General features: G+C 55.6%; 23 protein-coding genes. 12 read left to right on the top strand and 11 right to left on the bottom strand.

The genetic code is table 11. From position 1 onward, the window contains the following. Window positions 1-7 precede the first annotated feature (7 nt). Genes LPQ25_RS06625 through LPQ25_RS06640 form a run of 4 tightly spaced genes read left to right on the top strand, consistent with a single transcriptional unit; the run spans window position 8 to window position 1,671 of the window. A complete protein-coding gene (locus LPQ25_RS06625; RefSeq protein WP_048336784.1) occupies window positions 8-415 on the top strand; it encodes a putative holin in 408 nt (135 codons plus the stop codon). Beyond that, window positions 402-698 (top strand): phage holin family protein, encoded by a 297-nt coding sequence (locus LPQ25_RS06630; protein ID WP_048336783.1) that lies wholly within the window; start codon window positions 402-404, stop codon window positions 696-698. Before LPQ25_RS06625 ends, LPQ25_RS06630 begins: the two co-directional genes overlap by 14 nt. After that, a complete protein-coding gene (locus LPQ25_RS06635; RefSeq protein WP_071888828.1) occupies window positions 695-1,174 on the top strand; it encodes a TIGR02594 family protein in 480 nt (159 codons plus the stop codon). Before LPQ25_RS06630 ends, LPQ25_RS06635 begins: the two co-directional genes overlap by 4 nt. Continuing rightward, window positions 1,171-1,671 carry a DUF2514 domain-containing protein gene (locus tag LPQ25_RS06640; RefSeq protein ID WP_048336782.1) on the top strand — a complete coding sequence of 167 codons (501 nt, stop codon included), beginning with the start codon at window positions 1,171-1,173 and terminating at the stop codon, window positions 1,669-1,671. Before LPQ25_RS06635 ends, LPQ25_RS06640 begins: the two co-directional genes overlap by 4 nt. Window positions 1,672-1,840: 169 nt before the next feature. Here LPQ25_RS06640 and LPQ25_RS06645 read toward each other — a convergent pair whose 3' ends face one another. The 3 genes from LPQ25_RS06645 to LPQ25_RS06655 form a co-directional block, all read right to left on the bottom strand. After that, entirely contained in the window at window positions 1,841-3,709 is a 1,869-nt protein-coding gene (locus LPQ25_RS06645; protein ID WP_009309501.1) for a sulfatase-like hydrolase/transferase, read from the bottom strand. Further along, the gene (locus LPQ25_RS06650; protein WP_014907121.1) at window positions 3,693-4,871 is read right to left on the bottom strand and encodes an anaerobic sulfatase maturase; all 1,179 of its coding nucleotides are present in this window, start codon (window positions 4,869-4,871) and stop codon (window positions 3,693-3,695) included. Before LPQ25_RS06650 ends, LPQ25_RS06645 begins: the two co-directional genes overlap by 17 nt. A gap of 293 nt (window positions 4,872-5,164) precedes the next feature. Then, window positions 5,165-6,397: an MFS transporter gene (locus tag LPQ25_RS06655; RefSeq protein WP_014907122.1), complete on the bottom strand. Its 1,233-nt coding sequence runs from the start codon at window positions 6,395-6,397 to the stop codon at window positions 5,165-5,167. 73 nt (window positions 6,398-6,470) lie between these two features. On the opposite strand from LPQ25_RS06655, the gene LPQ25_RS06660 reads away from it, so the two are divergent. Next, complete coding sequence (locus LPQ25_RS06660; RefSeq protein WP_004221278.1) at window positions 6,471-7,382, top strand: LysR family transcriptional regulator; 912 nt, start codon at window positions 6,471-6,473, stop codon at window positions 7,380-7,382. Between the two features lie 96 nt (window positions 7,383-7,478). On the opposite strand, the gene LPQ25_RS06665 is transcribed toward LPQ25_RS06660, so the two are convergent. After that, entirely contained in the window at window positions 7,479-7,652 is a 174-nt protein-coding gene (locus LPQ25_RS06665; RefSeq protein WP_004174861.1) for a YfgG family protein, read from the bottom strand. A gap of 370 nt (window positions 7,653-8,022) precedes the next feature. Between LPQ25_RS06665 and LPQ25_RS06670 the strand changes: the two genes are divergently transcribed. Beyond that, window positions 8,023-10,251, top strand: a complete 2,229-nt coding sequence (locus LPQ25_RS06670; protein ID WP_002913841.1) for a sensor domain-containing phosphodiesterase — start codon at window positions 8,023-8,025, stop codon at window positions 10,249-10,251. Between the two features lie 53 nt (window positions 10,252-10,304). On the opposite strand, the gene ppx is transcribed toward LPQ25_RS06670, so the two are convergent. The 4 genes from ppx to purM form a co-directional block, all read right to left on the bottom strand. Beyond that, window positions 10,305-11,837, bottom strand: coding sequence for an exopolyphosphatase (gene ppx / locus LPQ25_RS06675; protein WP_004149289.1), 1,533 nt, complete (start codon window positions 11,835-11,837; stop codon window positions 10,305-10,307). Window positions 11,838-11,840: 3 nt separating this feature from the next. Next, a complete protein-coding gene (gene ppk1 / locus LPQ25_RS06680; protein ID WP_002913838.1) occupies window positions 11,841-13,901 on the bottom strand; it encodes a polyphosphate kinase 1 in 2,061 nt (686 codons plus the stop codon). Window positions 13,902-14,081: 180 nt separating this feature from the next. Beyond that, window positions 14,082-14,723, bottom strand: coding sequence for a phosphoribosylglycinamide formyltransferase (gene purN, locus LPQ25_RS06685; protein ID WP_004145656.1), 642 nt, complete (start codon window positions 14,721-14,723; stop codon window positions 14,082-14,084). Continuing rightward, a complete protein-coding gene (gene purM, locus LPQ25_RS06690; RefSeq protein ID WP_002913836.1) occupies window positions 14,720-15,757 on the bottom strand; it encodes a phosphoribosylformylglycinamidine cyclo-ligase in 1,038 nt (345 codons plus the stop codon). Before purM ends, purN begins: the two co-directional genes overlap by 4 nt. A gap of 263 nt (window positions 15,758-16,020) precedes the next feature. Here purM and bglK point away from each other — a divergent pair, with 263 nt between their 5' ends. From bglK to LPQ25_RS06715, 5 genes are all read left to right on the top strand, one after another. After that, entirely contained in the window at window positions 16,021-16,914 is an 894-nt protein-coding gene (gene bglK, locus LPQ25_RS06695) for a beta-glucoside kinase BglK (protein WP_002913833.1), read from the top strand. Window positions 16,915-16,923: 9 nt separating this feature from the next. Beyond that, on the top strand, window positions 16,924-18,357 hold the full coding sequence (locus tag LPQ25_RS06700) for a 6-phospho-beta-glucosidase (protein ID WP_004174870.1): 1,434 nt from the start codon (window positions 16,924-16,926) through the stop codon (window positions 18,355-18,357). 217 nt (window positions 18,358-18,574) lie between these two features. Further along, the gene (upp, locus tag LPQ25_RS06705; protein WP_002913827.1) at window positions 18,575-19,201 is read left to right on the top strand and encodes a uracil phosphoribosyltransferase; all 627 of its coding nucleotides are present in this window, start codon (window positions 18,575-18,577) and stop codon (window positions 19,199-19,201) included. A gap of 95 nt (window positions 19,202-19,296) precedes the next feature. After that, window positions 19,297-20,583 carry a uracil permease gene (uraA, locus tag LPQ25_RS06710; protein ID WP_002913824.1) on the top strand — a complete coding sequence of 429 codons (1,287 nt, stop codon included), beginning with the start codon at window positions 19,297-19,299 and terminating at the stop codon, window positions 20,581-20,583. A 98-nt stretch (window positions 20,584-20,681) separates the two neighbouring features. Further along, entirely contained in the window at window positions 20,682-21,383 is a 702-nt protein-coding gene (locus LPQ25_RS06715) for a DnaA inactivator Hda (RefSeq protein ID WP_020947395.1), read from the top strand. On the opposite strand, the gene LPQ25_RS06720 is transcribed toward LPQ25_RS06715, so the two are convergent. From LPQ25_RS06720 to bepA, 3 genes are all read right to left on the bottom strand, one after another. Continuing rightward, complete coding sequence (locus tag LPQ25_RS06720) at window positions 21,380-22,303, bottom strand: Rpn family recombination-promoting nuclease/putative transposase (RefSeq protein ID WP_014907125.1); 924 nt, start codon at window positions 22,301-22,303, stop codon at window positions 21,380-21,382. The two genes, LPQ25_RS06715 and LPQ25_RS06720, sit on opposite strands and share 4 nt — an antisense overlap. A 128-nt stretch (window positions 22,304-22,431) precedes the next feature. Continuing rightward, window positions 22,432-22,791 (bottom strand): arsenate reductase (glutaredoxin), encoded by a 360-nt coding sequence (gene arsC, locus LPQ25_RS06725; protein ID WP_004174871.1) that lies wholly within the window; start codon window positions 22,789-22,791, stop codon window positions 22,432-22,434. Between the two features lie 9 nt (window positions 22,792-22,800). After that, the gene (bepA, locus tag LPQ25_RS06730; protein WP_002913807.1) at window positions 22,801-24,264 is read right to left on the bottom strand and encodes a beta-barrel assembly-enhancing protease; all 1,464 of its coding nucleotides are present in this window, start codon (window positions 24,262-24,264) and stop codon (window positions 22,801-22,803) included. 51 nt (window positions 24,265-24,315) lie between these two features. Between bepA and LPQ25_RS06735 the strand changes: the two genes are divergently transcribed. Further along, complete coding sequence (locus LPQ25_RS06735) at window positions 24,316-24,432, top strand: hypothetical protein (protein ID WP_004221267.1); 117 nt, start codon at window positions 24,316-24,318, stop codon at window positions 24,430-24,432. Window positions 24,433-24,467 lie beyond the last annotated feature (35 nt).

Here is a 24,467-nt window from a genome sequence, read left to right on the forward strand (position 1 = left end):
GGCATATATGTCAGCATCTTCTTTAACTGGCGACTCTCTGACACAGATGCTGAGTTTCAGTTCTATGGCAGCTGTTGTCGCCGGAGTTCCGCCAGAAGTGGCTCTTGGCTCGCTCGCTGGGGCGGTAATTTTCGTTACCTCCGCAGTTGAGTACCCTGTCAGGCGCCGAGTTCTGCTATCGATTCTGAGTTTTCTCTGCGGACTTCTCTTCTACAAACCCACAGCATCAATTCTGATCGGCGTTGCGAGCATGATCCCCACCATCACACAGGACTCGTTCGAGCGGGGCATTGTGTACTCTGCCGGCGCGTTCGTTGCGGCAATTGTCGCGGTGCGGGTCGGGATATGGCTGTATCACCGCTCTGATAATCCGCGCGATTTAATCCCGGGAGGAAAAGACGATGACAGGTCATGATCTGCTGCTTATCGCTGATTCCATCAGCGGCGCCGGGATAGCGCTACGGGTGATGTTCTTCCAGCGCAACGGATCGCGCCACCGCCGCTGGGGCGGGTGGATAGCCTATTTCCTCATCGTGGCGGCGGCCAGTATCCCGCTGCGCACCGCGTACTCATACCTGTACCACTTCCCTATGACCGCAGATCTTTCTGAGGTCGTTATCAATGCTGTGATGTTCGCCGCGGTGCTGAAGACGCGCGGCAACGTCGTGCAAATATTCAAAATATCGAGGTCATCATGAGTGAGTTACCCTGGATTACAGAAGCACGTAAACATATTGGCCAGGTGGAAATTAAAGGACCACGTCATAACCCACTGATTATTCAATTCTGGAAAGACATTAAGCGTGGTGGGATTAAAGATGATGAAACGCCATGGTGCGCCGCATTCGTAGGTGCAATGCTCGAACGAAGTGGAATTAAATCAACACGCTTCGAATCTGCAAAATCCTATCTCAACTGGGGGGTTCAGATTAGAGAACCAGCTTATGGTTGTGTGGTGGTATTCAGCCGTGACGGCGGAGGCCATGTCGGATTTGTTGTCGGTAAGAAAAAAAATGGCGACCTGATGGTTCTTGGCGGGAACCAGTCTGATGCAATTAACATTCGTTCATTTTCCAGGGAAAGGGTTACCGGATACCGTTGGCCGGTTAATGTGGCGAAGGATGGTAGAGAATTACCGTTAATGACCGGTTCCGCGTCGGTAAATGAATCATGATCACGGCATTCGTGAAAGCATACTGGAAACAGTTGCTTATCGTGTCGATGCTTGCTGCTCTGGTGGCCGGCGGCGTTGTAGTCTGGAATATTCACGGTGACAGACAGTACGACGCCGGGTATGCGCAGGCGAAGGCTGACCGCAAAGCAGAAGATGAGAAAGCCCGTCAACATGACGAACAGGAGAAAGCAACCAATGAACGAGAAGCGCAGCAGAGGATCGACCAGGCGCGCAATGATGCTCTTGATGCTGCCGCTCGCGCTGGCCGGCTGCAGCAGCAGCTCGTTGCCATCCGTGAGCAGCTCAGGCAGTATAACGCCACTGTCGGCGCTGGGACGTCAGCCGCAGACACCGGAGTTTTGCTTGCCGACGTGCTCGAAAAATCTCTCGAACGAAACCGGCAATTGGCAGAATACGCTGACCGGGCAGCTGAAGCCGGAAGGGTCTGCGAAAGGCAATATGACGAACTGACGAAGCGGGGCACAATTTCCCGGTGACGGTATATAAAACGGTATCTTGGATTTTGTTTTTAAAAATGTTGTTTTCAGTCAATTGGTTACGATGCCTGTAAATAATTGAGTGGGAATAATCCCCGGCGTTAGCTGAATGAAACGAAACCCTCTGTGTTTACAGAGGGTTTTAAGGTCTCCCACCTGACGGCAAGCGCTAATCGCGCATATATTGATGCATCTGGGCCGCCGTCAGATCCCACTGGCTTCCTTCAAACGGGGGCATATAGCTGCCATCATCTTCGCCAATCTCAGCGGCAGTGAGCTGATTGAGTTTATCGTTCATAGTCATTAACAGATCCCGGTATTTCTCTGGCTCCCGGGCGAGGTTATGATTTTCTTCGGGGTCGTTAACCAGATCGAAAAGTTCAACATCATTATTCTCCAGCAGCTCGGCCAGGGTAGCAGGAATATGATGCTGCTTGAGCGAAAAGTAGCGGGCAAATTTATAGTGTCCATCGTTGATCATACGGATCCCTGAGCGATGGGAAAAATCAGGATGGAGTGACGCGATCGCTTTTTTAAATTGATCGTGCGGGAGTTTTTCTCCAGCCAGCTTTCTGAATTTTGCCGTGTATTGCGCATCCATATACAGGATCATGCCGTAACAATAAAGCGAACCCGGACGCAGCGCATTTAAGCCCGCTTGCTCAGGATGCGCCAGTAATGGGCTCATATCCCGGCCTTTTCTGCCCTCCAGGACTTTCTCTCGCAGCGACCGATCGCGTCCAGTCAGACCAATCAGGGTCGGTACTAAATCCAGATGATTGGTCAAACTGTTGCAGCGGATATTTCCCGGATACGCCGGATGGCGAATGATCATCGGCACATGGATCTGCTCTTTGTACACCGAGGAACCTTTACCATGCATCTGGTGGGAGCCACCGAGTTCCCCATGGTCGGCGGTAAAGACGATAATCGTATTTTGCGTCAGCTGCAGGTTATCCAGCTCATTGAGAATCGCCTCAAGATGCTGGTCATTATCGCGAATACAGTTGAAATAATAATCCAGTAATTTGCGCCAGCGCCGGTCTTCATCGGGGAACTGTCCCTCCATCACCGCCCTGGCATTCTGGTACTCTTTATGGGCGGCAGGTCTGCCAGGCTCATCGAGCGGCTGGTGGCGGTTTGCAGGCAGCGGATAGTCTGGCCAGCTTTGCTGATAGATTTGGTTGTGCGGGGGTTGGGTTGGCAGCAGGGTGTGGTTTTCTTTATCCATTGGCCCTTTCCACTGCACCTGCTCACCATGCTCATCGGTGTCGATAAACATGACATCGTGGGGGTTAACCAGGTTTACTGCCGCGAACCAGGGCTTATTTTCATCATTCAGCGGGCGGCCGGTGTTACGTAGCCAACTAATGGTCTGCCCCGTGGTGACTGAATCAAAGAAATAGCCGCCCTTACTTTTCCCGATGACATCGCCAATGCCGTGATAATCAGAGAAACCATACTTTTCCATAATTTCATGCAGTCGCGGCGTCGGGATCTCGCCCAGGTCCATTTCTTCTACCGATTTACCAGCGACCGGCTGATCGATCTCCCGGGTAAGATGCCATTTACCTTTATACGCCGTGTAATAACCCAGTTCACGCATCATATGGCCCACGGTACGTAATTCCGGGTCCAGATCGTAATTCATCCAGGGGAAGCCAAGATTATCAAACATCCGGGTGTGCGGCATATGGAGCCCGGTGTACATGACAGAGCGCGATGGCGTACAAACGTTGGCCGTGTTCTGATGATTGGTAAAAGTGATACCCGTTTTCATCAGGCGTTCCCGGCCCGGCACCGGAAAGGGATACCGCTCGAAATAACGTTCCTGATCGCAGGTTATGAGTAAAATATTGTAGCCTTCGGGCAGTGTGTCAGGGATTTCGCCGGTGAAAGGAATATCCCATGCCGCTTTCGGGGCGGCATTATTTTGCGCGGCGTTTCCCGTCTCTGGTAACAGGCTCACGACAGCGGCAATCCCCAGACCTTTGAGGAGATCGCGGCGATTTCCATCTATTTTATTTGGTTCTTTCATCTTCAGACTCCGTTAATTGTAATATATTTTGCCGAATCTCCGGGGTAAGACTCATAATGAGCGCGGGCGGCTGGCAATTTAATAAAAGCCTTCTCATGACGTTCATATAGGGCGTGATATGGCCGAAAAAGGTTAAATAGCCGCTGCACAGGTAATTCTGTGCTTCGTCGTCATGGATGGTAAAACGGTGTTTAGGGCATCCTCCATGGCAGGCAAAGCGCCAGTGGCAGCCCTGACAGCGGGCAGAGAGTTGGCCCTTTTGCTTCCCGAACTGTTGCTGAAATGGCGAGCTCGCCATCGCTGCCATAGCATCTTGCTTCAGATTACCCAGCTTATATTCCGCTGAGACAAAGTGATCGCAGCTGTAGACATCGCCGTTTTGCTCCACCAGTAAACTCTGCCCACAGACAGGCTGCATGGTGCAGAGCGTGGCGGGCTGGCCGGCCCATACGCCGAGCAGATTATCAAAGTACTGGATAAACACCCTGCCAACATCGTTTTCCAGCCAGTCGTCGAAAACACTGCACAAAAATTTGCCCCAGCCCTCAGGGGTAACTGACCAGGGAGCAGGGGAGTCAACGAGAGGAATAAACTGGAGATGGTGAAGGTTTAGCTCGCGGCTCAGGCAGCGATAGAGACTTTTCCCCTGGCTTGCAGACTGGCGGCTGACCACCACCATGGCATTCACCGGAACGTCATGCTGCTGCAGGCAGCGTATGGCCTGCACAACTTTTTCCCAGGTGGGTTTTCCGCAGCCCGTCGTACGCCAGGTGTCGTGGAGTGACGCAGGGCCATCAATGGATAATCCGACCAGAAATCCATGACGACGCAAAAAACGAGCCCATTTATCGTTCAGCAAGATGCCGTTGGTTTGCAGGCTGTTGGCGATGATTTTGTTACCACGGTAACGCTGCTGGAGCTCGACCACCTTTGCAAAAAAATCCAGCCCGCATAAGGTAGGCTCACCGCCCTGCCAGCAAAACTCGACGTTTTGCGAGGGGGTCGATGAAATGGTGTTGTGAATGTATGCTTCCAGCGTGAGGTCGTCCATGGTGGCATACCCTGGACGCGGAACCTCGTTTTCCAGATAGAAACAATACCGACAGGCCAGATTGCATCGATTGCCGCCGGGTTTTGCTACGGTATTAAAATTAGCGCTCATTCTTTGCTATGCTCGAACGGTTTCGATGAGGAAGAGAGTAAGGCTAATTGTGTTACCGGAGGTGTGGCTAATGTTACCGATGGCGACTGGCTTTATTTTTTGGATCATTATGCAAGCGAAAAATACAGGCGGTATCGTTATTTTTCGCAGGTGACAGCATGCCCTGCTATTCTCTTAAAAATTTCATCATTGATTTGGTGAATGTATTTTCATTAAAAATTTATAATATGAATAATGCCTGCCATATGGCTATAAGGGCAGGCGTAAATTATCAAGGGCGTAGTGATCCACGTTTACTCTTCAGCAAGGTTGTTTTTGGCTATCGGTTGGTCAACGGCCGCTGCCGGATATTCTACATTACGTTCATCCTGCGCCTTACCCGCCTCGCGCACAATCGCCAGCGCCAGTCCGGCAACGATCAACGTTAACCCGGTGGACACCCACATTCCGCCGATAATGCCCAGCCGGTGGTTCAGCCATGCGTAGGCAAAGGGTGAAACAGCTGCCATCAGTTGCCCGGGGATCAGCAGGAGACCCGTGCGGCTGGCGTAGCTTTCTGCGCTAAACAGCGCCAGCGGCAGCGTCGCTTTGACAATCGTCACCAGCCCGTTAATCGCGCCATAGCCCAGCACAAACCCGGCTGCGCATCCGGCAAAGGTCGTGCTGCTCAATCCAAGGAGAAAACAGAGCGGCATGGCGAGCGCAGTAAAACGCGTTAGCGTGAGTGAGGTGACCCGGGGACCGGCCAGCACTTCCCCCAGCCGGGCGCCGGTCTGGCCGAATCCCCACAGCATACCGACGGCAACCGGCAGACCAAAGTGGCTGATAAACTCCGGCAGATGGGTAGAGGTACCGTTAGAGATGAAGGTGATCAGCGCAATAAAGATCGCGTAACGCGCCCCGTTACGCCGGTCGCCCTCTGCTGTCGCTGGCGAGGCTGGTGATTTCGCCGCTGAACTGAGCCGCTGGCGAGGCAGTTGATAACTCAGCCATGCGCTCAGCAGGCCAAACAGCGCATAGATCCGCAGGGCATTCTGCCAGGGCATGATGGTTAATAACGCCTCGCCCAGCGGCCAGAAGAGGGCAGAGGCCAGACCGCCAGCGAGAGTGATATGAGAGATAGTTTTCCGCGCCTGCTGACCGTACAGATTCACCACTGCGGCGAACAGCGCATCATACAGTGAGAGCCGCATGCCGATGCCGGTCAGCAGCCAGGCGCCGTACCAGCCGGCCAGCGAAGGGCGCCAGGCCATCATGGCGCAGCTGGCGGCTATCAGTAAGGTACCGCTGGTGACCACCAGTCTTCCGCCAAAGCGAGCCAGCAGCCTGGCAACGAACGGGGAGACAGCGGCCATCATCAGCATCGCAAGCGTAAGGCCGAGATAGATCTGCGGCAAGGACCATCCTTTGTCGGCGGCAATAGCCCCGGCAAAGGTGCCGGGCATATAAAAAGAGATCCCCCAGTTGATGAGTTGCTGACCGCCCGCGGTGAAGGCAAGGCGTCGGGGAATAGCGTTTATTTCCATGGTTTTTCATTCCGTTAAGACAGTTGTCCTGAGCATACCCGGCAGGCTATTGTTCTGGCAGAGCGGCTACCTTATGCGCGGTATAAGAGAAACTTTTATGACAACACTGAACCTGGGAAATCTGGCGACCTTCCGGCTGGTCGTACAGCGCGGCAGCTTTTCTGCCGCCGCCGACGCGCTGGGGATCTCCCAACCTGCCGTCAGCCTGCAGGTACGTCAGCTGGAGCAGTTTTTACAGACCAGGCTGCTGGAGCGAACCGGACGTGGGATCAAGGCGACGGCGGCGGGAATGGCATTGCTGGCCCACAGCGAGCAGATCGATCGGGCGGTGAATAGCGCGGTGCAGTCGGTCAGCGCATTCAGTCAGGAGGTTAATGGATCGTTGACGCTGGGGACCGGCGCGACGGCCTGCATTCATCTTCTTCCACCGCTGCTGCAGCATCTTCGTCAGCAGCACCCGCTGCTGACGGTGGGGGTGACCACCGGCAACACGCTGGATATCGTCCGCGCGGTGGAAGAAAACCGGCTCGATCTCGGGCTGGTCACGCTGCCCGTGCAGGGGCGCAGTCTGGCGGTGACTGCGATGTTAGATGAGGAGTTCGTGACCATCTATGCCAGCCGCGAGACGGAGATGCCGGCGGTTTATACTCCCGCCGAGCTGCAGGCGCAGCCGCTCATTGCCTTCGAGGCGGGTAGCGGCACGCGGGATCTGATTGACCGCTGGTTCCGCTCGGCGGGACTGGCGGTGACGCCGGTAATGCAGTTGGGGAGCATCGAGGCGATTAAGCGCATGGTGCGGGCAGGGCTGGGCTACAGCATCGTGCCCCGCATGGCGGTGGAGCGGGTGGAGGATCGCGACGGATTACGCGTACACTCGCTGGCGCCGCGGCTATATCGACAGCTGGCGGTAGTCATGCGTCAGGACAAAATTGTGACAAAAGGTATCGCTGAAATGCTGCGCCTGCTGCATACCGTGCGCTTATAAATCGCCGACGGCAAAATTACCGCATCAAAGACAGTACTTCAGCAGCGAGCGGCTCTGCCTGCGGAGTGTGGCGCTTGCAGTATTAGAATCAAAGGATTACTCGCGGGGGGAGGGCTCGACGGTGAGCGATGACTCCTGCGACGCTTTTTTATCCTGATGATGGTACCAGGCGCCGATGGAGGAGTAGACAAAGCGTCCAAAGAAGAAGAGAAAGCTGATAAGCAGTACGATACGGGTCATGCGACGGTTAAATCGATGTCGTTTACGCATACTGGGTGCCTGACTCACAAAAGGATCCTTGAAGTATACCCGAAGATGGGCGATGGGGGTATTAAGGCACAGGAACGAGATGGGGTCAATTGATGCAGATGTAAAAGTGCGGCAGTGAAAACATTAATTAATGTTATATAAGATAATCGTCGTATTTACATGCTCACTTTATTAGCCGTGAAATGTCGGGAAAAATAAGATTTATTAATGTTGGCGTCAGCATTTGTTGATTTATATCAATAGTCTCCTTCTCTTGGCCACTAAAATCAGCGGACGTTACCGTATCGTTATTATTTACGCGGTCAGCATGGGTGGTTGGATGCCTGCCTGAATATGCCTCGCGGGAGCAGAGGCACTCTGTAGAGCACCTATGAATTTATTAAAATACTATCAACAATATCGCGACAAGTGGTGGGCTTTACCGCTCGTTCTGCCTGCGCTGTTATTACCGGTCGCCAGATGGGCGAATACCTACACCATGCTCAATGGTCATATGGTATTTTTGTATTATCTTCCCCTGGCGCTGGTGCTCAGCCTGATGATGTTTTTTGGTTGGGCGGCGATCCCTGGCATTATTATTGGCCTGCTGTTAACTCTGGCCCACGGCATGATGTTTGAGCAGTCCATCGGTGTACTGTTCCATTTCCTTATCCCCTGCGTGCTCTGCTGGGGCGGCTACCGCATTTTTGTCCCCCAGCGTCAGCAGGTCTCACACGGCAACGTCCGACTGATGCCGCATCGTCTGTTCTGGCAAATGCTGCTCCCTTCGGTCATTTTTCTGATTTTGTCACAGATTGCCGAATATCTTGGACTTCATCCGCGCACAACGGAAATGACCGGCGTTACGCCATTTAGTTTACGTTCATTAATCACCTTTCAGGCGCTAATGGTAGGGTGCCTGACCGGCATGCCGCTGTGTTATTTTGTGTTACGGGTCATTCGTAATCCTTTTCATTTACGCGGCTTTATTTCTCAGGTTCGCTTACAAATTGATCCAAAAATAAAAAAAATTGAAATTATTTGCTGGGCGACGGTATTAATTCTGCTACTGTGGCTATTATTGATGCCGCTTAATGATAGCAGCACCATATTTAGTACGAATTATACGTTGTCATTGCTGATGCCGGTGATGCTCTGGGGTGCCATGCGTTTTGGCTATCGCTTTATCTCACTGATCTGGACGCCGGTGCTGATTGCCGTGATCCATTTTCATTACCGTTACTTACCAATTTACCCAAGCTATAACACCCAGTTGGCGATCACCTCATCAAGCTATCTGGTATTCTCGTTTATTGTCGCCTATACGGCGATGTTGGCGACACAGCAGCGGCTGATCTACGCTCGCGTCCGGCAGATGGCCTTCCTCGACCCGGTGGTTCATATGCCGAACTTGCGGGCGCTGAGCCGGGCGCTCAACGGCACGAGCTGGTCGACGCTCTGTTTTCTGCGCATTCCTGAGCTTGAACTGCTGGGGCGCCACTATGGGGTACTTTTGCGAATCCAGTATAAGCAAATGCTGGCGAACCACCTGAGAACGCTGCTGCAGCCCAACGAAGCGGTATATCATCTTGCCGGTCACGATTTAGTGTTCCGTCTCAATAGCGAAGGGCACCAGGCGCGCATTCACTTAATTGACCGCTCCCTGCGACAGTTCCGTTTCCACTGGGACGGGGTCCCCCTGCAGCCGCGGATCGGCATGAGCTATTGCAACGTTCGCTCGCCGGTCAAGCATCTGTATTTACTGCTTGGCGAGTTGAACACCATTGCCGACATGTCGTTAGCCAGCGGCCATCCGGAAAATTTACAGCGCCGCGGCGCGGGCCATGTTCAGCAGGATCTGAAAGATAAAGTCGTGATGATGAACCGCATTCTCAAAGCGCTGGAACATGACCATTTTGTCCTGATGGCGCAGCCTATCCAGGGCATTCGCGGCGATCGCTATCATGAAGTGCTGGTGAGGATGGAAGGGGAGTCGGGTGAGCTAACGGGGCCAAACGAGTTCTTGCCGGTGGCGCACGAGTTTGGGCTGTCCACGCGGGTGGACCAGTGGGTTATTGAGCATACGCTGGCCTTTATGGACGCCAACCGGCGGGCGCTGCCCGGTCTGCGGCTGGCGATCAATCTTTCTCCGGTGTCGCTGAGCCGCAGCCAGTTTCCTCAGGAGGTCGAAGCGCTGCTGCAGGCCTACAACATTGAGCCATGGCAGATTATTTTCGAGCTGACCGAGAACTACGCGCTCAGCAATCCCGAGCTGGTCTGCCAGACTTTAGAGCATCTGCGGGCGCTGGGCTGCCGGGTGGCGATCGATGATTTTGGTACCGGCTACGCCAGCTACGCCCGGTTAAAAACAATGAACGTCGACATTCTTAAAATCGACGGCAGTTTTATTCGCAATCTGCTTGCCAGCAGTCTTGATTACCAGGTCGTGGACTCTATTTGTCGTCTGGCGCGTATGAAGAACATGCAGGTGGTGGCCGAATATGTGGAGTCGCCGGAAATACGTCAGGCGGTCATCACGCTGGGGATCGATTATATGCAGGGCTATGATATCGGGGTACCGGTACCTCTGACGCAGTTGGCGGAGGAGATGACCGGCTGAACAGCAAAAATCCGGGCGTAAGCGCCCGGCTCGGTTGATTGCCAGAGATACGATCAGGCGTCTGGCTCTTCTTCAGCAATCTTCAGCATCCATTCCGGCACGCCTTCCCAGTACTGTTGCTCTTTTTCCAGATCCAGCAGCACCAGCGCATTCTGGCTAAACCAGTTGTGCGGAAACGTCAGCGTCCAGTGGTGAGCTTCCGTCTGCAGGCGCAGCGTCGGCGGCGTAGTGGTAGCCTGACGCTGGTTATTCAGCAGTACGCCCAGGCGCAGTAGCTGAATTAGCGGGAGAAACTGCTTTTTCCTGAATAGCGTAAAGCGCGGCAGATCGTCGAGCTTGATCGCTTTGCGATGATAGCGTACGAGGGTGGCCATCAGCATCTGCTGCTCCTGATTGAAGCCCGGCAGGTCGCTATTTTGGAGAATGTAGGCCGAGTGACGATGCATGCCGCTGTGGTTGATATTCAGCCCTACCTCATGGAGCATCACCGCCCATTTCAACAGCGCCGCGAGGTGCGGATTGGCCAGCTTGGGATTCTGCTCCTGCCACTGCTCCAGCATCTGGGTGGTAGTTTCCAGTACCCGGCGCGCCTGTTCGCGATCGATGTTGTACTGATTTGCCAGACTCTGTGCCGTGCGGCTACGAATATCCTGGTGGCGGAAGCGGCCTTCCATTTCGTACAGCACGCCTTCACGCAGGGCGCCATCGGACAGACGAAGTTCTTTGATGGCCAGCGCGTCAAACACGCCGCACAGAATCGCCAGCCCCGGGGCAAAGACCGCTTTACGATCTTCAGAAAGACCAGGCAGACTGAGCGCGTCGAAGTTTTTATGCTTCAGCAGCTCACTGACCAGCATTTCGAGGCGTTCCGGCGTAATAAATCCGTCCTTCTCGCCCATCGCCACCAGCACTTCCTGGGCGGCTTTAATGGTGCCGGAGGCGCCCAGCGCCACGGTCCATCCCTGAATACGGAACTGCCAGGCCAGCGTCTCCAGCTTCTGCACCGCCGCCAGGCGCGCGCGCTGGAAGTTTTCTTTATTGATAACGCCGCCAGGGAAATAGGCCTGCGAGAAGCTCACGCAGCCCATGCGGCGGCTTTCCACCAGGCGGGGCTCAAAATCTTCGCCAATGACCAGCTCGGTTGAACCGCCGCCGATATCAATCACCAGCTTGCGGCCGCGCTCCGGCTGCGTGTGCTCAACGCCCATAAAAATCAGGCGCGCTTCTTCATTACCGGAGATGATCTCGATCGGGTAGGGGATCACTTTTTCCGCGCGTTTAAGAAACTCCGCCGCGTTGGTCGCCTGACGCAGCGTATGCGTCCCGACGATACAGACGCTGGAGGGGGAGAACCCCTGCAGGCGTTCGGCAAACAGCGACAGGCAGTTCAGCCCACGGGTCATGGCTTCTTCGCTCAACACCGAGTTTTCATCGAGGCCATCGGCCAGATGTACGCGCTGTTTCAGGCGTCCGATGATCTGCATGGCGCCGTCGACGACACGGGCGATCACCATATGAAAACTGTTCGAACCAAGGTCAACCGCAGCGAACTCCTGCGGCCGAGGGGTGTTATCGTTTATTGGCATAGGTTAGTCGGGTTGTTCGAGTGATTTGAGATAATCGTAAATCGCCATTTGCGCGCGCACTTTACGGCGATTGCCGCGCGGCACATAGCGGTTACTCAGTTCTTTATCAAGATAGCGCGCTTTTACCGTATCGTTGAACAGGATATCAAAAATATCCAGCACCCGCTGCTTCAGACGCGGATCGAGCAGCGGAGCGGCAACTTCGATGCGATAATCGATGTTACGCGTCATCCAGTCGGCAGAGGAGAGCCAGACCTGTTTATCGCCACCGTTTTCAAAACAGTAGACCCGGTCGTGCTCGAGGAAACGGTCCACAATACTGATGACGCGGATATTTTCGCTGATACCTTCCAGACCCGGGATCAGCGAGCACATGCCGCGGATCAGCAGATTAACCGGCACGCCGGAGCTGGAGGCGGCATACAGTCGGTCCACCAGACCTTTATCCACCAGGTTGTTCAGCTTCAGCGTAATCCCGGACGGTTGCCCGTTTTGCGCATTGGCGATCTCGCGATCGATCATCTCATACAGCAGACGACGCGAGTTCTGCGGCGACACCAACAGGTAGTCGAAGCTAACCGGACGATAGGGGTTCTCGATAAAGTTAAACACCCGGCGGACTTCATTGGTAATGCGCGCATCGGCGGTTAACAGCGAATAGTCGGTGTAGATCCGCGCCGTCTTCTCGTTAAAGTTACCGGTGCCGATGTGGGCGTAGCGCACCACCTCATCGCCTTCTTTACGCGAGATAAGGAACAGCTTGGCGTGGATCTTCAGACCTGGCGCAGAGAAGATAACGTGGACTCCCGCTTCCGTCAGGCGTTTCGCCCAGTGAATGTTAGCCTCTTCATCGAAGCGCGCCTGCAGCTCCACCACTACGGTGACTTTCTTACCGTTGTGGGCGGCGTGGATCATCGCGTCAATAATGCGCGAATCCTTGGCCACGCGGTAAATGTTGATTTTGATCGCCAATACGCTGGGGTCGAAGGAGGCCTGACGCAGCAGCTCCAGCACGTGCTCAAAGGTGTGATAGGGATAGTAGAGCAGCACGTCGCGTTCGCGAATGGCGTCGAAGCCGTTGCGGAATTTATCAAACCACAGATGACGCAGGCGCGGCATGGGCTTATTGACCAGATTGGCCTTACCGACGTTCGGGAAGCCGATAAAGTCTTTAAAGTTGTGATAGCGGCCGCCCGGCAGCATTGAGTCGTAGTTGGAAATGGAGAGCTTATCGCGCAGCATTTCGACCATCGCATCCGGCATATCGCGCTGGTAGACGAAGCGAACCGGCTCGGCGGTCAGGCGCTGCTTGAGGCTGGAGGACATCAGCTCCATCAGGCTCGACTCCATCTCATGCACCAGATCGTACTCGGCGTCACGGGTCATCTTCATCGAGTAGGCGTTCAGCGCATCGTAATCAAAGAAGCCTTTAAAAATATCGTCCAGGCAATAGCGCAGGATGTTATCCAGGAGGATCATTGGCTTGCGGCGACGCGGCGCTTCCGGCGGCAGGTTCACGAAGCGCGGCACTTTATCCGATGGTATTTCCAGCAGAGCATAGTTGATGTTTTCCCCGCGGATAATCTCCACCGCCAGATAGGTGTAATCATCTTTCAGGAACTGCACGAGGTCCGTTTCGCGGTTGATCAGGATCGGCGAGATATGCTGGCGTAAATACTGCTTGAAGTAGTTGCGCAGCCAGGCCTGCTGATTGACGGACAGCTGGCGCTCGTTGATCAGGAAGATCTGGTTACGCGCCATCTCCAGCAACAGTTCATTATACAGACTATCGAATTCCTGATCGGCCTTCAGAACGCGGGCCTGAATTTTGCCTAACAGGTGGCGAGAATGGGCGGTACTGCCTTGTTCTTCACTGATAATAATCCGGCGCTTCAGCTCAGCGAAGCGCACTTTGTAAAACTCATCCAGGTTGTTGGAGTAAATCCCTAAGAAGCGCATGCGCTCAATCAGCGGGTTACTCTTGTCCGCCGCTTCCTGCAGCACGCGTTCGTTAAAAGACAACCAGCTGAGTTCTTTTTCGATGTATAGCTTTTCCTGGCCCATTACCGCTCACACTCCGTTTTACTCACAGGACGTAGACTATTATGACGAATTTTTCTGCGTAGCGATTTACTGTGTCACAACAATATGACAGTAAGAAGAATTATTTCTGTGAGATGTTTGATTAGTAAACACTTTTAATTAAAAAAAAGCCCCGCGATGTGCACATGCGGGGCTGGTTGTTCATTCGTCGGCGGCATAGCCCTGCGGGGGAAGCTGTCGCTCATCCAGCCAGGCGTGGTTGCCTGCCATGCGCAGACGTCCATCGACGAACCAGCTGATGACCAGCGGATAAATGGCATGTTCCTGGGCCTGAACCCGCGCCGTGATTTCCTCCTCGCTGTCGCCAGCGAAGACCGGCACCTTGGCCTGCAGGATAACCGGCCCACCGTCCAGCTCATCGGTGACGAAGTGCACCGAGGTACCGTGCTCCTCGTCACCGTTCTCCAGCACCTGACGATGAGTATGCAGGCCAGGATACTTCGGCAGTAGCGAGGGATGGATGTTCAGCAGACGTCCCTGATAGTGGCTGACGAACGCCGGGCTAAGGATACGCATATAGCCTGCCAGCACCACCAGATCCGGGGCGTAGGCGTCGATTTCATGCATCAGCTGACGATCGAACGCTTCCCGGTCGGCAAACTGACTTTGCGCCAGCGCATGGGCCGGGATGCCGGCCAGGCGCGCGCGCTCAAGGCCGAACGCATCAGCCTTGTTACTGAATACCGCACGCAGGGTGCCGTTTATCTGTTTCCGGCCGCAGGCGTCGATGATCGCCTGCAAATTGCTGCCGCTACCGGAAATCAGCACCACGATGTTTTTCATGCAATGACCACACGCTGTTCGGAATCGGAGGCTTTGATATACCCGATTTTCCACGCGTTTTCACCTTTGTCATTCAGCAGGGCAATCGCTTTGTCCGCTTCCGCTGCCGGCAGGGCGATAATCATCCCTACGCCGCAGTTAAAGGTACGGTACATTTCATGCTGGCTGACGTTACCGGCGGTTTGCAGCCAGTTGAAGACGGATGGCCACTGCCAGGAGGACTCATCGATGATCGCCTGGGTGTTATCCGGCAGCACGCGCGGAATGTTTTCCCAGAAGCCGCCGCCGGTCAGGTGGGCAATAGCGTGGACGTCAACGCTGGCGATCAGATCAAGCACCGATTTCACATAGATGCGGGTTGGCGCCAGCAGATGGTCGGCCAGCGGTTTACCGTCAAGGTCGGTAGTTTGTGGGTCAACGCCGCTAACCTCAATGATCTTACGCACCAGCGAATAGCCGTTAGAGTGCGGGCCGCTGGACGCCAGCGCCACCAGCACGTCGCCATCGGTCACTTTGCTGCCGTCGATGATTTCTGATTTTTCCACTACCCCGACGCAGAAACCCGCCACGTCGTAATCTTCGCCGTGGTACATCCCGGGCATCTCTGCGGTTTCACCACCGACCAGCGCGCAACCGGACTGCAGGCAGCCTTCGGCGATGCCGTTGATGACGCTGGCTGCGGTATCGACGTCCAGTTTACCGGTGGCGTAATAATCCAGGAAAAACAGCGGCTCAGCGCCCTGAACCACCAGGTCGTTCACGCACATGGCGACCAGGTCGATACCGATGGTGTCGTGACGCTTCAGATCCATTGCCAGACGCAGCTTGGTACCGACGCCGTCGGTGCCGGAGACCAGTACCGGCTCGCGGTATTTCTGCGGCAGTGCGCACAGCGCGCCGAATCCGCCCAGTCCCCCCATCACTTCCGGGCGACGGGTTTTCTTCACCACGCCCTTAATACGGTCGACGAGAGCGTTGCCTGCATCAATATCCACGCCGGCATCTTTATAGCTGAGAGAGGTTTTATCGGTCACTGCGAAGTCTCCACGCGTTTGCGGTAAGCAAGAAAAATCGGCGCAATTCTAACAGGGAAAGCAAACGTTTGCGAGCCTGCTTTACAGTTGACGTAAAACCGCTGATGAATGGTTAAATTTGATACTGCTCACGAAAATGAAACCGGGTACAGTCTGGTGCTTGCCTCTACGTAAAGGAATCCTCATTATACGACTGAAACCGGTTTCCTTGTTGGTTTGCCACGCATTTTGTCGGTGATTGACGCGGGTCAGGAGAGGGATGAATGAAGATTGCGGCATTTGATATCGGTGGCACCGCGTTAAAGATGGGCGTGATGGCCCGCGACGGCAGGCTGCTGGAAACCGCCAGGCAGTCAATCAATGACAGCGATGGCGATCGGATCTTACAGGCAATGCTGTCGTGGCTGGCGGCCCATCCGTCGTGTGAAGGAATAGCCATCAGCGCGCCGGGCTATATCGATCCGCACAGCGGTCTTATCACCATGGGCGGCGCTATCCGTCGATTTGATAACTTCGCCATGAAATCGTGGCTCGAGACGCGAACCGGGCTGCCGGTCTCGGTGGAAAACGACGCCAACTGTGTGCTGCTGGCCGAGCGCTGGCAGGGCAAAGCGGCGGAGATGGCCAATTTTCTGGTGCTCACTATCGGTACTGGCATCGGTGGGGCGATTTTCTGCCAACACCAGCTGATCAACGGGGCGCGTTTTCGTGCCGGCGAATTCGGCTACATGCTTACCGACCGTCCCGGCGGACGCGATCCTCGTCGCTATTCGATGAATGAGAACTGCACTCTGCGGGTGCTGCGCCATCGCTATGCGCAACATATTGGCGCGCCGCTGGATAGCGTGACAGGCGAACTGATTTTCGACCGCTATGACGCCGGCGACCCGGTTTGTCAGCGTCTGGTCGCCGAGTTCTTCAATGGCCTGGGCCATGGCCTTTATAACCTCGTCCATATCTTCGATCCGCAGACCATTTTTATCGGTGGCGGCGTTGTGGAACGCCCAGGATTTCTGACGCTACTGCGCCAGCATCTGGCCTGGTTCGGCATTGCCGACTATCTCGATACCGTCAGTCACGGTAACGATGCCGGCCTGATTGGCGCGGTTTACCATTTTAATCAGCTGTATCGTTCGCCAGACGACGATCGACATTAGGGAGAGACTATGTCCGGATTTAAAGCAGGTTTTCTGTGGGGCGGCGCGGTCGCAGCGCATCAGTTAGAGGGCGGCTGGCAGGAGGGCGGCAAGGGGATCAGCGTGGCGGATGTGATGACCGCCGGCGCCCACGGCGTGCCGCGGGAAATTACCGACGGCGTGGTGGCCGGGAAAAACTACCCGAACCATGAGGCGATCGATTTTTATCATCGTTATCCACAAGACCTGGCGCTGTTTGCCGAGATGGGCTTCAAATGTTTTCGCACCTCGATTGCCTGGACGCGTATTTTCCCGCAGGGCGATGAGCTGGAGCCCAACGAGGCTGGCCTGCAGTTTTATGATGATCTGTTCGACGAATGCCTGAAACACGGCATTGAGCCAGTCATTACGCTGTCGCATTTTGAAATGCCTTATCACCTGGTCACCGAGTACGGCGGCTGGCGCAACCGCAAGCTAATCGACTTTTTCGTGCGCTTTGCCAGGGTCGTCTTCACCCGCTATCAACATAAAGTGAAGTACTGGATGACCTTTAACGAGATCAACAACCAGGCCAACTTCCATGAGGACTTTGCCCCCTTCACCAACTCCGGTTTGAAATATTTGCCGGATGAAGACCGGGAACCGGTGATGTACCAGGCCGCGCACTATGAGCTGGTGGCCAGCGCCCTGGCGGTGAAAGCGGCGCGCGAGATCAACCCGGCGCTGCAGATTGGCTGCATGATCGCTATGTGCCCCATCTATCCGCTGACCTGCGCCCCGGACGATATGATGATGGCGATGAACGCCATGCACCGCCGTTACTGGTTTACCGACGTCCACGTGCGCGGTCGCTATCCGCAGCATCTGCTCAACTATTTTGCCCGCCGCGGCTTTACTCTGGATATCACCGAAGCCGATCGTCAGGCGTTAACCGAGGGCTGTGTCGACTACATTGGCTTTAGCTACTATATGTCGTTCGCTACCAAAGCCACCGAAGACAACCCCTTGCTTGATTATGATGAAACCACCAGCCTGGTCTCCAACCCGTACGTCAAAAAGTCGGACTGGGGCTGGCAGATTGACCCGGTCGGTCTGCGCTATTCGCTGAACTGGTTCTGGGATCACTACCAGCTGCCGCTGTTTATTGTCGAAAACGGCTTTGGCGCGATTGATGTCCGCGAAGCGGACGGCAGCGTCAATGACCAGTATCGCATCGATTATCTCTCCGCCCATATCGCGGAGATGAAAAAGGCGGTGGTCGAGGATGGCGTCGATCTGATGGGCTACACCCCCTGGGGCTGTATCGATCTGGTTTCCGCCGGCACGGGGGAAATGAAAAAACGCTACGGCTTTATTTATGTCGATAAAGATAATGAAGGCAATGGCACGTTGGCACGCAGCCGGAAAAAGTCCTTTGCCTGGTATCAGCAGGTAATTGCCAGCAACGGGGAGAACCTGTCGTAGTCGGGTGGCGCTAACGCTTAACCGACCTACAATACACGTAGGCCCGCGTAAGCGTATGGACTGCACCCCGCACCCAAGCCGGAGCCTCGCCTCCGGTTTTTTTGTCTCTAAATCACTTTGCTTGATATACGTCAAGCAAGATGGGTATGGCACAATCCGCAAAAAGCGGTATAATCCCGCGATTTTTTTTGTGGCTGCCCCTCAGAGGAGAAAGAGAATGAAGATTGTGGAAGTCAAACACCCACTCGTCAAACACAAGCTAGGCCTGATGCGCGAGCACGACATCAGCACCAAACGCTTCCGTGAACTCGCCTCAGAAGTGGGCAGCTTACTGACTTATGAAGCCACCGCCGATCTGGAGACTGAGAAAGTCACTATTGAAGGCTGGAACGGTCCGGTGGAAGTCGAGCAGATCAAGGGCAAGAAAATTACCGTTGTGCCTATCCTGCGCGCTGGCCTCGGCATGATGGAAGGGGTGCTGGAGCACGTGCCAAGCGCGCGTATCAGCGTGGTCGGTATCTATCGCAATGAAGAAACCCTCGAGCCGGTGCCTTACTTCCAGAAACTGGTGTCTAACATCGATGAACGTATGGCGCTGGTCGTTGACCCGATGCTGGCCACCGGTGGGTCGATGATCGCCACTATCGATCTGCTGAAAAACGCCGGCTGCACCAGCATCAAGGTGCTGGTGCTGGTGGCGGCGCCGGAAGGGATTGCCGCGCTGGAGAAAGCCCACCCGGACGTTGAGCTGTACACCGCCTCTGTCGATAAGGGACTGAACGAGCACGGGTATATCATTCCCGGTCTCGGCGATGCCGGCGACAAGATTTTTGGAACGAAATAAAATATACCGCGAAAAAAGCCGACTTTGAGAGTCGGCTTTTTTTTGAATAAAAGTAATCCACAGCAAATAACAGACGACTCTCAGAGGAATACACTATGACGCGCCGTGCCATCGGGGTGAGTGAAAGACCGCCGCTTTTACAGACAATCCCGCTTAGTTTGCAACATCTGTTCGCCATGTTTGGCGCAACGGTACTGGTGCCTATTCTGTTCCACATTAACCCGGCCACCGTCCTGCTGTTCAACGGCATCGGTACGCTGTTGTACCTCTTTATCTGTAAAGGCAAAATTCCCGCTTATCTGGGATCAAGCTTCGCTTTTATCTCCCCGGTGCTGCTGCTGTTGCCGCTGGGCTACGAAGTGGCGCTGGGCGGCTTTATTATGTGCGGCGTGCTGTTCTGCCTCGTCTCCTTTATTGTCAAAAAAGCCGGTACCGGCTGGCTGGATGTGATGTTCCCGCCGGCGGCGATGGGCGCCATCGTGGCGGTTATCGGCCTCGAACTGGCGGGCGTGGCGGCTAATATGGCCGGGCTGCTGCCGGCCGACGGCCAGTCACCGGACAGTAAAACCATTATTATCTCGATGGTGACCCTGGCGGTGACGGTGTTCGGATCCGTGCTGTTCCGCGGCTTCCTGGCGATTATTCCGATCCTGATCGGCGTGCTGGTGGGCTATGCGCTGTCGTTTGTGATGGGCGTGGTCGATACCACCCCGATCGCCGAGGCCCACTGGTTCGCGCTGCCGACTTTCTACACTCCGCGCTTTGAGTGGTTTGCTATCTTCACCATACTGCCCGCCGCGCTGGTGGTGATTGCCGAGCACGTGGGGCATCTGGTGGTGACCGCTAATATCGTTAAGCGCGATCTGATCCGCGACCCGGGCCTGCATCGTTCGATGTTTGCCAACGGCCTGTCGACGATCGTTTCCGGCTTCTTCGGTTCGACGCCCAACACTACCTACGGTGAAAATATCGGCGTGATGGCGATTACCCGGGTCTACAGCACCTGGGTAATCGGCGGCGCGGCGATCATTGCGATTCTGCTCTCCTGCGTCGGCAAACTGGCGGCGGCTATCCAGATCATCCCGGTGCCGGTGATGGGCGGCGTTTCCCTGCTGCTGTACGGGGTGATTGGCGCCTCGGGGATCCGCGTACTGATTGAATCGAAGGTGGATTACAGTAAAGCGCAGAATCTGATCCTCACCTCCGTGATCCTGATCATCGGCGTTAGCGGCGCTAAAGTGCACATTGGCGCCGCCGAGCTGAAAGGGATGGCGCTGGCGACTATCGTGGGCATCGCCCTCAGCCTGATTTTCAAGCTTATCAGCGTCCTGCGTCCGGAAGAGGTGGTCCTCGACGCGGCGGATAGCGAAGAGTTTAAATAACGATCGCCTGACCGGGCGGCGATCCCGCCCGGTTCTCTCCTGACCTAAATCTGTGGTAAACTCTTCGCGTTTTTCTGTAAGCCTATGTTGAGGTCCATCTGAACGCACCGGCACAGCTCTCTTTGCCACTGTATCTTCCTGACGACGAAACCTTCGCGAGTTTCTGGCCGGGTGATAATCCTTCCCTACTTGCCGCCCTCCAGAACGTACTGCGCCAGGAACACAGCGGGTACATTTATATCTGGTCACGTGAAGGGGCAGGTCGTAGCCACCTGTTACACGCCGCCTGCGCGGAGCTTTCCCAGCGCGGGGATGCGGTAGGCTACGTGCCGCTGGATAAACGGACGTGGTTTGTGCCCGAGGTGCTGGAGGGGATGGAACAGCTGGCGCTGGTGTGCATCGATAACATCGAGTGCGTCGCCGGCGATGAGCCCTGGGAGATGGCCATCTTTAATCTCTATAACCGGATCCTGGAATCAGGCAAAACCCGGCTGCTGATCACCGGCGATCGGCCGCCGCGGCAGCTGAATCTTGGCCTGCCGGATCTGGCCTCACGGCTGGACTGGGGGCAGATCTATAAGCTGCAGCCGCTGTCGGATGAAGACAAACTGCAGGCGCTGCAGCTGCGCGCCAGACTGCGCGGCTTCGAGATGCCGGAAGATGTGTGCCGCTTCCTGCTGAAGCGGCTGGATCGCGAGATGCGTTCGCTGTTTATGACCCTCGATCAGCTGGATCATGCCTCGATTACCGCTCAGCGCAAGCTGACGATCCCCTTCGTGAAAGAGATCCTTAAGCTTTAGTCCGCCAGGGGAGTCAGCTCCTGCTCCGTCAGCCCGGTCAACCGGGCGACCAGGTCGCGCGGAAGGCCGCTGTGCAGCATAGCGACAGCGATGCGCTGCGCCTCTTCTTTCCGTCCTTCCTGACGGCCTTCCTGTCGCCCCTGCGCCAGGCCCCGCTCCAGCCCCTGTTGTTCCAGATATTCCGCAATCGTCATCAACGTCTCCTTATGCTGCGGCGTTCGTAACGCCAGCTCGCGAATGAATTTAATCGGCTCGCGCGTGTTGCCTGCCTGTACCAGATAGTGCATCAGGGCTTGTACCTGCGATTCCGTCGCCAGTCCAGTCAATAATAATTCGCTCAGCTTGTCGAGGAGCTGCGCCAGATCGCGTTGTCGAATATGTTTTTGCAGTAACTCCAGCGTTGCCATGCGCTGGTGGGTGGCAATCTCGTCATCCGGAATGACGGTTATGTCCGCCAGCGGAAACGCCCCGTGATAAAGGTGGCCGGCCAGCTCCGGAGCGACGAATTCATCGAGCCAGCGCAGAGAGAACGGATAGGGGCTCACCAGACCGTGGTAGAAGAGAACAGGGATCACCAGCGGCAGGCGATCGTGGCCGGCATCGAGATGGCGCTGCATGGCGGCGATGGCGTAGCGCATCAGACGAAAGGCCATATGCCGGTCGGGCGTGCTCTGGTGTTCGATAAGCGCATAAATATAACCGTCGCCCGCCGTGGTTTTCAGGGAATACAAAATGTCGGCGTAAAAGGGACGCAGATCGTCTTCGACAAAATGCCCGGACTCGAGATGCAGCGTACGCAGATCGCACACTTTAAGCAGCGTCTCGGGCAGATACAGTTGCAGGAAATCACGGGCGGTATCGGGATGGGAGAGGTAGGTCTTAAACACGGCGTCATGGGGCGTGGAGGTCGGCTTTTTCATGTTCATCCGTCCAGTGGATTGAGCGATGGATGAACAGTAGCACCGTCCGTCGGGCGGGAGATATTGGCGTGAAAGATCTGGAATCGCCCACGTAAAAAAAAGCGCCGCGCAAGCGCGGCGCGGGTGAGTTAGCTTACGATCTCAAGAACCTGTTCCGGCGGGCGGCCAATACGCGCCTGGCCGCGGCTGACGACGATAGGGCGCTCGATGAGTTTCGGATTGTCGACCATCGCCTGTATCAGCGCCGCGTTGCTGAGAGCCGGGTCGGCCAGATTGAGCGATTTATACAGCTCCTCTTTCTGGCGCATGAGCTCGCGGGGGCTCTCCATACCCAGCAGCTGCAGCAGCTGGCGCAGCGTCCCGGCATCCGGTGGCGTCTCAAGATAAAGCACCACCTCAGGATCGATGCCGCGACTCTGCAGCAGGCTCAGCGTTTCGCGGCTCTTGGAGCAGCGTGGGTTATGGTAAATTTTTACCGCGTCGGTCATGGGGTCTCCTTACATTTTTTGATAGGGACGGAAGCGAGCCTGCAGATCGCGTAGCTGATCGATACGGGCATCGTAACGTGCCTGCTGCAGGCTACCCAGTTTCACCTGCGAGCTGGCGCTGCTGAGCAGGGAAATCGCCTGCTCCAGCTGGCCGACCAGCGCCATGCTTTCAGCCCGCGCCGCCAGCTCCTGATCGCGATTGCCCAGCGCGCCTTCCGCCTGGGCCAGCAGGTCCCAGCCGTTGCCATCCTCTTTATAGGTAAAGGTATACCGGTTCAGAATGGTCGCCGCTTCCCCGGGCTGCCCGCCCTGCAGCAGGGCGTTGGCCAGGTTCAGCTGCAGCACCGGATTAGTACGCAGCTCGCGGGCGTTTTTAAGGCGATTGATGGCGTCACTGGTTTTCTTCTGTCCGAGGTCGATATCGGTGGCCAGATCGAGATACCAGGCATTTTGCGGGTCGGCGTTGAGCAGCGGCTGCAGCGTTTTGCGTGCCTGGTCAAAGTTATTGCTTTCCATCGCCAGCAGAGCGCGACCATACTGGGCGGCATGCTGTTGGCGGATATTGCCTTTATCCCAGGCGTTCAGCAGATCGGTGCCCAGCTTGTTGTCGCCGTTGGTGTACATCCCGAGGGTACGCGCCTTCGCCAGATAGAAGTCCGCCGAGGACTGTACCACCACCGGGCGCATCTGGTTGGCGCGGTTACGGGCATCGGCCAGTCGGCTTTCCGGCAGGGGGTGGGTGAGCAACATTTCCGGCGGTCGCGTCGAGTAGCGCGACTCGTCAAGCAGTTTACCCATAAACATCGGCATGGCCTGTGGGTCGAAACCCGAGCGCTGCAGAACCTGAATGCCAATCCGGTCGGCCTCTTCTTCGTTCTGGCGGGTGAAGCTGATCATACCCTGCTGAGTACCGGCCAGCGTCCCGGTCAGGGCCGCCATTCCGGCCTGCGGGCTGGCCATCGCCAGCAAAATTGAACCCAGCGCGCCGACCCAGGTCAGCGGCGCGTTGCGCTTCTGATCTTCCATCGCGCGGGCGAGATGGCGCTGCGTCACGTGGGAGATTTCGTGCGCCATGACAGAGGCCAGTTCGCTCTCGTTATCAGAGTAGCGGAACAGGGCGGAGTGGAGGACCACATTGCCGCCGAAGAAGGCGAAGGCGTTGATCTGGTCGTTATTAATCAAATAGAAGTGGAACGGGGTACGCACCGAGTTGGCGTGAGCCACCAGACGCATACCCAGCCCGTTGATATATTGCACCAGCAGAGGGTCGTTGATCAGCGGCGCGCTACCGCGCAGTTGGCGGACGTAGTAATCCCCCATCTGCATTTCCTGACCGATTGACAGCGTGCTTCCTGCGGAGGTTCCCATGTCCGGCAGGGTATCTGCGGAGTCAGCAAAAGCAGGACCTATCGAACCCAGCGTCAGCGACGCGATCGCGGTCGCCACCAGCGTTTTCTTCAACTGCCTGAACATAACCTCTGTCCTGTAATGTGGGTGTGCCAGTTTGACCGATTGTGCGGCGTAATGTTCCCTGGCCGCATCCCAGCGAGTTTAGCTGGCGTTGGCCGCCTTGAAAATATGTTCTTCATGGCGGAGAACGGTTTGACTGCGGCGCATCAAAAAGCGAAGTCTTTTTTGTGACATTTCGATACAATTCCCCGGATTGTCGCCGCTTG

The organism is Klebsiella sp. KPN54798 (assembly GCF_021184225.1).
Lineage (GTDB): Bacteria > Pseudomonadota > Gammaproteobacteria > Enterobacterales > Enterobacteriaceae > Klebsiella > Klebsiella pneumoniae.

Excerpts from the sequence above, each read along its gene's own strand:
- bepA (WP_002913807.1), bottom strand. The coding sequence starts at position 24,264 with ATGTTCAGGCAGTTGAAGAAAACGCTGGTGGCGACCGCGATCGCGTCG.
- bglK (WP_002913833.1), top strand. The coding sequence starts at position 16,021 with ATGAAGATTGCGGCATTTGATATCGGTGGCACCGCGTTAAAGATGGGC.
- purN (WP_004145656.1), bottom strand. The coding sequence starts at position 14,723 with ATGAAAAACATCGTGGTGCTGATTTCCGGTAGCGGCAGCAATTTGCAG.
- LPQ25_RS06625 (WP_048336784.1), top strand. The coding sequence starts at position 8 with ATGTCAGCATCTTCTTTAACTGGCGACTCTCTGACACAGATGCTGAGT.
- ppk1 (WP_002913838.1), bottom strand. The coding sequence starts at position 13,901 with ATGGGCCAGGAAAAGCTATACATCGAAAAAGAACTCAGCTGGTTGTCT.
- LPQ25_RS06635 (WP_071888828.1), top strand. The coding sequence starts at position 695 with ATGAGTGAGTTACCCTGGATTACAGAAGCACGTAAACATATTGGCCAG.
- ppx (WP_004149289.1), bottom strand. The coding sequence starts at position 11,837 with ATGCCAATAAACGATAACACCCCTCGGCCGCAGGAGTTCGCTGCGGTT.
- uraA (WP_002913824.1), top strand. The coding sequence starts at position 19,297 with ATGACGCGCCGTGCCATCGGGGTGAGTGAAAGACCGCCGCTTTTACAG.
- arsC (WP_004174871.1), bottom strand. The coding sequence starts at position 22,791 with ATGACCGACGCGGTAAAAATTTACCATAACCCACGCTGCTCCAAGAGC.
- LPQ25_RS06665 (WP_004174861.1), bottom strand. The coding sequence starts at position 7,652 with ATGCGTAAACGACATCGATTTAACCGTCGCATGACCCGTATCGTACTG.
- LPQ25_RS06735 (WP_004221267.1), top strand. The coding sequence starts at position 24,316 with ATGTTCCCTGGCCGCATCCCAGCGAGTTTAGCTGGCGTTGGCCGCCTT.
- upp (WP_002913827.1), top strand. The coding sequence starts at position 18,575 with ATGAAGATTGTGGAAGTCAAACACCCACTCGTCAAACACAAGCTAGGC.
- LPQ25_RS06700 (WP_004174870.1), top strand. The coding sequence starts at position 16,924 with ATGTCCGGATTTAAAGCAGGTTTTCTGTGGGGCGGCGCGGTCGCAGCG.
- LPQ25_RS06655 (WP_014907122.1), bottom strand. The coding sequence starts at position 6,397 with ATGGAAATAAACGCTATTCCCCGACGCCTTGCCTTCACCGCGGGCGGT.
- LPQ25_RS06645 (WP_009309501.1), bottom strand. The coding sequence starts at position 3,709 with ATGAAAGAACCAAATAAAATAGATGGAAATCGCCGCGATCTCCTCAAA.
- LPQ25_RS06660 (WP_004221278.1), top strand. The coding sequence starts at position 6,471 with ATGCGCGGTATAAGAGAAACTTTTATGACAACACTGAACCTGGGAAAT.
- LPQ25_RS06650 (WP_014907121.1), bottom strand. The coding sequence starts at position 4,871 with ATGAGCGCTAATTTTAATACCGTAGCAAAACCCGGCGGCAATCGATGC.
- LPQ25_RS06630 (WP_048336783.1), top strand. The coding sequence starts at position 402 with ATGACAGGTCATGATCTGCTGCTTATCGCTGATTCCATCAGCGGCGCC.
- LPQ25_RS06640 (WP_048336782.1), top strand. The coding sequence starts at position 1,171 with ATGATCACGGCATTCGTGAAAGCATACTGGAAACAGTTGCTTATCGTG.
- LPQ25_RS06720 (WP_014907125.1), bottom strand. The coding sequence starts at position 22,303 with ATGAAAAAGCCGACCTCCACGCCCCATGACGCCGTGTTTAAGACCTAC.
- LPQ25_RS06670 (WP_002913841.1), top strand. The coding sequence starts at position 8,023 with ATGAATTTATTAAAATACTATCAACAATATCGCGACAAGTGGTGGGCT.